The following is a 6548-nucleotide window of genomic DNA, read 5'->3' on the forward strand; positions in this document are numbered from 1 at the left end:
GCTCCCCACCGGGAGCGGGCCGGCGACGCGTTCGCAATGGAGGCTCAGCCGGTGAGACCCACCGTGCGCATGGCTTCGTCCTCGCGCTCGTGCGAGAGGTAGAGCAGGATCTGGGGCCGGGGGTCGCCGAGGCGTACCACGTAGGTCTGCGCGAACTGGGCGCTGCCGGCCTTGCCCCCGGGCGGCACGAAGTCCAACGTCCACCTGGTCGGCACGAGGACGTACCCCGGTGCGAGATCGAGAACGTCCAGGACCGCCACGTTGGCTCCGGTCAGGCCAAACTGCTCGGTCATCGCCGCGTGGCGTTCGTCGAGAGCGGTCCGGTACCCGCCGTCGTTGGTGACGGCCGCCGCCCCGCCCGGGTCACCCTCGATGTACGTCTCGGCGTAGCTCGCGGCAACGGCGTCGTTGTCGCCGGTCTCGACGGCCCTCGCGTAGTCGTGCAGGAAGGCGACGATCTCGTCGCGTACCGGTGTCTCCGTCGACTTCATCCTCGGTCCTCTCAGTTCGGCGAGTGGCCGCGCGGCCTCATCGGCGGGGCAGCCCGGCCAGCCAGACGTCCAGCTCCGCTGGGGAGCGCAGTAACACCACTGGCGGCACGGACGGGTCGGCCTGCCAGGCCCGCATCCGCCGTCGGGCCCGGCCGAACGCGGTGACGTGCCACACCAGGATCGAGTCCGGGGACAGCACACTGCCCAGCGACTCGCGGTTGCCGTTGCAGATCACCTCGCCGGTGACGACCCGGCGGACGGTGCGGCGGAGCAACCGCCCGAACGACAGCCATCGTGGATAGTCCAGGCCGACGACCAGGTCGGCGCGGGCCATCGGGACGTCTCGCCAGCCGTGGTACGCCCCGTCGATGATCCAGCGGTCCCGTCGGCAGATCTCCTCGATCCGGCTGCGTTGCTGGGCGACCGGCACCTCGACCCAGCCCGGTTGCCAGAGCAGATCGTCCACCGGATACCAGGGCAGTCCGAGGTGTTCGGCCAACCGCGCCGCGAGGGTGGACTTGCCGGAGCCGTACACCCCGTAGACCAGGATGCGACGCGGTGCGCTCATCGCGGCAGCGTACGTCGTGAAGAAAAATCGGTTGTCGTGCCCGGCGCGCCTCGGCCAGAGTGACGTCCATGACGTACTGACGGACTCCACCCCCTGCTCCGCGCCACCGGTGATGCCTCCCGGGGGCCGTGACGCCGTCCGCTTTCACGTTCGCAGCCAGAGATGAGCCTCCTTGTCCCAGCACCACCTCCCTCGGGAGCCCCTGCCCCCGTCCGCCCCGGCCACCGTCACGGTGTTCGCCTCTCCGGCGAGCTGGATCGAGTCCGATGCGCTGGCACAGTGCCAACAGGTCGCCGCCCTGGACGGCATGCGGCACGTCGCCGCGATGCCGGACCTGCACCCCGGCAAGGGTGCGCCCATCGGCGCGGCCATGGCGTCGACAGTGCTGTACCCGTTCCTGGTGGGCTCCGACATCGGCTGCGGCATCGCCGTGTTTCCGGTCAAGCTCAAGCGGGCCGTACCGGAACGGCTCGCCGCCCGGTTCCCCGACCTCGACCAGGCGCTCGACCCGGTACGCGACGCCGACGACCCCGCCTGGGCCGCAGTCGACTGTGACGTTCCGGCCAGTCACCTCGACGGCCTCGGGACGGTGGGCCGGGGCAACCACTTCGTGGAGCTGGCCCGCGTCGACACCGTCTTCGACGTACGGCACGCAGGCCGGCTCGGGCTCGACGCGGGCGATCTCGTGCTGATCGTGCACAGCGGTTCGCGTGGTCTGGGCGAGCGGATCCTGCGGGCGCACACCGAGGTCCACGGTGCCGGGGCGGCGCCCGACCCCGCCGCCTACCTGAGCATGCACGACGACGCCGTGCGCTGGGGTTCGCTCAACCGGCGGGTGCTGGCCGCCCGCGTGGCGCACGCGTTGGGGGCCGAGCCCACCGCGCCGATCGTCGACCAGTGCCACAACCTGGTCGAGGTCCGGGACGGGGCCTACCTGCACCGCAAGGGCGCGGCGCCGGGTGACGGGCGCGATGTCCTGATCGCCGGTACCCGGGGAACGGCGTCCTACCTGGTGGCCGCGCACGCCGGGCCGGAGGCCAACCATTCGGTGGCTCACGGCGCTGGCCGCAAGATGTCGCGGGCCGACGCCCTGCGGCGGGGCCGGGCCAAGCACACGGTCGAGGAGCTACGCCGTACCCCAGTGGGTTCGCTGGTGGTGTGTGGTGACCGGCAGCTCCTCTTCGAGGAGGCGCCCACCGCGTACAAGCGCATCGAGCAGGTGATCGCCGACCTGGTCGAACACCGGCTGGCCACGCCGGTGGTCAGCACGACGCCAGTGGTCACCTACAAGACGCCCGACCTCGGGTCCGCCGCACGGCCGGACCGGCGGGGCCACCGCGGCCGGCGAGGCCGCTCGTGACCGCGTTCCTGCTGATGTCGGCCGGGCGTGGGCCGCAGGAGTGCGCCTGGGCACTGGGTCAACTGCTGCACCGCCTGCGGGGCGAGGGCGTCCGCCGAGGTCTGACGATCCAGCAGGTCGAGGCGGTGCCCGGTGACCGCGCCGGCACCTACCGGTCGGTGCTGATCCGGATCTCCGGCGTCGACGCCGAGCCGTTCGCGGCCTCGTGGACCGGGACGCTGTGCTGGCAGGCCCCGAGCCCGTACCGGTCGAGTGTCGGCCGGAAGAACTGGTACGTCACCGCCCAGCCGCCCGAACGCGACGCTCGGCCGACGACGTTCCGCGAGGCGGACGTCGACATCGTCGCCTGCCGCACCGGCGGGCCGGGTGGTCAGCACCGGAACAAGGCCAGCACCGCGGTACGCGCGACGCACCGCCCCTCGGGCCTGGTGGTCGTGGTGGACGAGGAGCGGCAGTTCAGCCTCAACCGCCGGATCGCAGTGGACCTGCTGCGCCAACGCGTCGAGCAGGGCGACGAGGCGGCTCGGCGTGCCGTCACCACCGCCCGGTGGCGCATCCACGACGGGCTGGTTCGTGGCGATCCGGTGCGGGTGGAACGTCCGACGCCCAGGTGACCGGGAGGCCAGCGACTCAGACCTCCAGCACCGCGTCGGCGAATGCCTGCGGCGCCTCCTGCGGCAGGTTGTGCCCGACACCGCCCCCGACGGTCCGGTGCTCGTACGGGCCGGCGAACTGCTTGGCGTAGACGGTGGGTTCCAGGTGCGGCGCGCCGTTGGCGTCTCCCTCCAGGGAGATGCTGGGCACCGTGATCTTCGGCTTCGCGGCCAGGCGCTCCTCGATCTCCGCGTACTGCGGCTCGCCGTCGGCGAGGGCCAGCCGCCAGCGGTAGTTGTGGATGACGATGTCGACGTGGTCGGGGTTGTCGAACGCCGCCGCGCTGCGGTCGAACGTCGCGTCGTCGAACGTCCATTTGGGCGACGCGGTGTGCCAGATCAGCTTGGCGAAGTCGCGCCGATTCTTGTCGTACCCTTTCCGACCGCGCTCGGTGGCGAAGTAGTACTGGTACCACCACGCGAACTCCGCCTTCGGCGGCAACGGCACGGTGCCCGACTTCTGCCCGTCGATGAGGTAGCCGCTGACCGAGACCAGCCCCCGGCAGCGTTCGGGCCACAGCGCGGCGACGACATCGGCGGTCCGCGCGCCCCAGTCGAACCCGGCGAGCTTCGCGGTGTCGATGTTCAGGGCATCCATCAGGGCGATGAGGTCGAGCCCCATGGCCGCCGGTTCGCCGTTCCGCATGGCGTCGTCGGAGAGGAACCGGGTAGTGCCGTAGCCCCGCAGGTACGGGACGACGACCCGCTGACCGGCGGCGGTGAGCAGTGGCACGACGTCGGCGAAGCTGTGGATGTCGTAGGGCCACCCGTGCAGGAGGATCACCGCGTCCCCGTCGGGCGGCCCGGCGTCCACGTATCCGACGTTCAGCACTCCGGCCTCGACCTGTCGCAGGTCGGTGAACCCGCCAGCGGCCCTTGCCATCGACTTCTCCCCGCGTCCGGACCTGCTCGGGATGTGCTGATCACGCACGAATCTAGCGACCTGCCCGGAGCCTGAGCACCGTTCACACAAGGACCGCTCGACGGCTGCCGAACTGGGTAGGATGCCGGCTTCCGCGGACGTTCCCCGGTGGAGGTCGTAAGGCCGTAGCCGGATGACCGTAGGGTGATGGCATGGCTGAGCGACCTCTGACCCTGATGGCGGTGCACGCCCACCCCGACGACGAGGCGACGAGCACCGGCGGCGTGCTTGCCCGCTATGCCGCCGAGGGGGTCACCACAGTGCTCGTGACCTGTACCGACGGGCGGTGTGGGGACGGCCCGGGTGGGGTCAAGCCGGGCGAGGAGGGGCACGACCCGGCCGCCGTGGTGGCGATGCGCCAGGCCGAGCTGGAGGCCAGCTGCGCCACGCTGAACGTCACCCATCTGGAGACCCTCGGCTACGCCGACTCCGGGATGATGGGCTGGCCCACCAACGACCTGCCCGGCGCGTTCTGGACGACGCCGGTGTCGGAGGCGGCGGCCCGGCTCGCGGAGCTGATTCGGCAGTACCAGCCCGACGTGATCGTCACGTACGACGAGAACGGTTTCTACGGCCACCCGGACCACATCCAGGCCCATCGGATCACCATGGCCGCCGTCGAGCAGACGGACGTCCCGGCGAAGGTCTACTGGACCACGGTGCCGCGTACGGCGTTCGCCGAGTTCGGCCGGATCATGAAGGAGCTCGGCGTCGAGTGGGCCGAGCCGGACGCGGCGGCGGAGCCGGGGCCGCAGCTCGGCCTGCCCGACGACGAGATCAGCACCTGGGTCGACACGAGCAAGTACGGCGCGCAGAAGTTCGACGCGCTGGCCACGCACGCCAGTCAGACCGAGAACATCTTCTTCCTGCAACTCGGCCAGGAGCGGTTCACCGAGCTGATGGGCGTGGAGACCTTCGTACGGGTCCGGGACCGGACGGGCGCACCGACGCCGGAGGACGACCTCTTCGCCGGTCTGCGCTGATCACTGTTCCGTAGCGCCACCAGGCATCGTCGGCCACCGGGTCGACGATGCCTGCGGCGTGCGCCGCGATGACCTCTCCACGCGAACCAGTCGCCGGCCGCCGGCCGCCGAAAGTTTCGACCGCTGGCCACTCAGCGCCACGCAGGTCATGTGATGAATTTCCGGAAGTTTTCAGCGTTGACGCCCAGACATAGATCGGCTTAACGTTTCGAGCAAGTTTCCGGTTTCCGGCCGGAACTACCGGCGTCACCCACCAGCTCGCGCCTCCACCCGACCCACACCGGACCCTCACCTCCTAGATCGACATCTATCTATTGATCGTCTGGAAGGGAAGGCACATGAAGTTAAGACAGTGGTCGTCCGTCGGCCTGGTCGCCGTCGCGACCATCGCCACGCTGAACACGGTGCCGGCGACCGCGAGTCGACCGTACGACCCCACGACGCAGAGCCTCGGCACCCTCGGCCTGCGCCACGGCCTGCACGTCGGCACCGCGGTCAACATGGATGCCCTCAACGACGCCAGCGACCCGCAGTACCGCAAGCTGGTCGCCTCCGAGTTCGCGTCGGTCACCGCCGAGAACGTGATGAAGTGGGAGAGCCTGGAGCCGACCCGCGGCACCTACAACTGGGCGCCCGCCGACCAGTTCGTCGACTTCGCCAAGCGCAACCGGCAGAGCGTGCGCGGTCACGTGCTGGTCTGGCACAACCAGCTGCCCGCCTGGTTGACCAGCGGCGTCGCCGACGGCTCCATCAGCAAGCAGGAGTTGCGCGAGCTGCTGCGCAAGCACATCACCACAGTCGTCAACCGCTACAAGGGCAAGATCTGGCAGTGGGACGTGGTCAACGAGGCGGTCAGCGACCCGTGGGACACCCCGTCGACCCTGCACTACAAGGGCTTCTGGGCGCAGAACCTCGGTCCCGGCTACATCGCCGACGCGTTCCGCTGGGCGCGTTCGGCCGACCCGAAGGCCCTGCTGTTCTACAACGACTACAACATCGAGGCGTTCGGCTCGGGCAACCCGGCGGACGACAAGACCCAGTTCGTGTACGACATGACCAAGAGCCTGCGCACCCAGGGCGTCCCGATCGACGGCGTCGGCTCCCAGGGCCACCTGGGCACCCAGTACGGCAACTTCGACACCCTCCAGGTGACCGCCGCGCTGAAGAAGTTCAGCGGGCTCGGCGTCGCGACAGCGTTCACCGAGGTCGACGTCCGCAGCCAGCTGACCGAGGGCGTCCAGGCGGGCAACGCGGAGGAGATCAACCCTCGGCTCCAGGCATCGGCCGCGAACTTCAGCGTGCTGATGAAGGCGTGCCTCGCCGTGCGGAGCTGCCTGTCGTACACCGTCTGGGGCTTCAGTGACAACCATTCGTGGGTGCCGGGCTGGTTCGACGACCCGCCGGAGGGCCTGGCCACCATCTACGACGAGAACTACCAACCCAAGCGGGCGTACCAGGAGTTGAAGTCCGACCTGATCTTCGCAGGGCCGCCCTACGTCCTGCCCCGCATCGCACCCAGACCCCGCCGCTGACGCCCAGGGCCGTGTGGAGCTGTGGGCTCCTCAGAGCAC

At 70.0% G+C, this 6548-nt stretch carries 7 protein-coding genes; 4 read left to right on the top strand and 3 right to left on the bottom strand.

What is annotated here, in order from left to right; all coding sequences use genetic code 11:
• Window positions 1-44: 44 nt before the first annotated feature.
• Together AB0C20_RS34310 and AB0C20_RS34315 are read right to left on the bottom strand one after the other, a co-directional pair.
• A complete protein-coding gene (locus AB0C20_RS34310) occupies window positions 45-491 on the bottom strand; it encodes a hypothetical protein (RefSeq protein ID WP_357569558.1) in 447 nt (148 codons plus the stop codon).
• A gap of 37 nt (window positions 492-528) precedes the next feature.
• Window positions 529-1059: an adenylate kinase gene (locus AB0C20_RS34315; protein WP_357181925.1), complete on the bottom strand. Its 531-nt coding sequence runs from the start codon at window positions 1057-1059 to the stop codon at window positions 529-531.
• A 172-nt stretch (window positions 1060-1231) separates the two neighbouring features.
• Here AB0C20_RS34315 and AB0C20_RS34320 point away from each other — a divergent pair, with 172 nt between their 5' ends.
• Together AB0C20_RS34320 and prfH are read left to right on the top strand one after the other, a co-directional pair.
• Window positions 1232-2419 (top strand): RNA ligase RtcB family protein, encoded by a 1188-nt coding sequence (locus tag AB0C20_RS34320; RefSeq protein WP_357569559.1) that lies wholly within the window; start codon window positions 1232-1234, stop codon window positions 2417-2419.
• On the top strand, window positions 2416-3033 hold the full coding sequence (prfH, locus tag AB0C20_RS34325; protein WP_357181919.1) for a peptide chain release factor H: 618 nt from the start codon (window positions 2416-2418) through the stop codon (window positions 3031-3033). The genes AB0C20_RS34320 and prfH overlap by 4 nt, the downstream gene beginning before the upstream one ends.
• A 16-nt stretch (window positions 3034-3049) precedes the next feature.
• Here prfH and AB0C20_RS34330 read toward each other — a convergent pair whose 3' ends face one another.
• Window positions 3050-3955, bottom strand: coding sequence for an alpha/beta hydrolase (locus AB0C20_RS34330; protein WP_357181916.1), 906 nt, complete (start codon window positions 3953-3955; stop codon window positions 3050-3052).
• A 191-nt stretch (window positions 3956-4146) separates the two neighbouring features.
• Between AB0C20_RS34330 and AB0C20_RS34335 the strand changes: the two genes are divergently transcribed.
• Both AB0C20_RS34335 and AB0C20_RS34340 read left to right on the top strand, forming a co-directional pair.
• Window positions 4147-4977, top strand: a complete 831-nt coding sequence (locus AB0C20_RS34335; RefSeq protein ID WP_357181913.1) for a PIG-L family deacetylase — start codon at window positions 4147-4149, stop codon at window positions 4975-4977.
• A 338-nt stretch (window positions 4978-5315) separates the two neighbouring features.
• Complete coding sequence (locus tag AB0C20_RS34340; protein ID WP_357569560.1) at window positions 5316-6509, top strand: endo-1,4-beta-xylanase; 1194 nt, start codon at window positions 5316-5318, stop codon at window positions 6507-6509.
• Window positions 6510-6548 lie beyond the last annotated feature (39 nt).

Source organism: Micromonospora sp. NPDC048843 (assembly GCF_040649965.1).
Taxonomy (GTDB): Bacteria; Actinomycetota; Actinomycetes; order Mycobacteriales; family Micromonosporaceae; genus Micromonospora; species Micromonospora hortensis.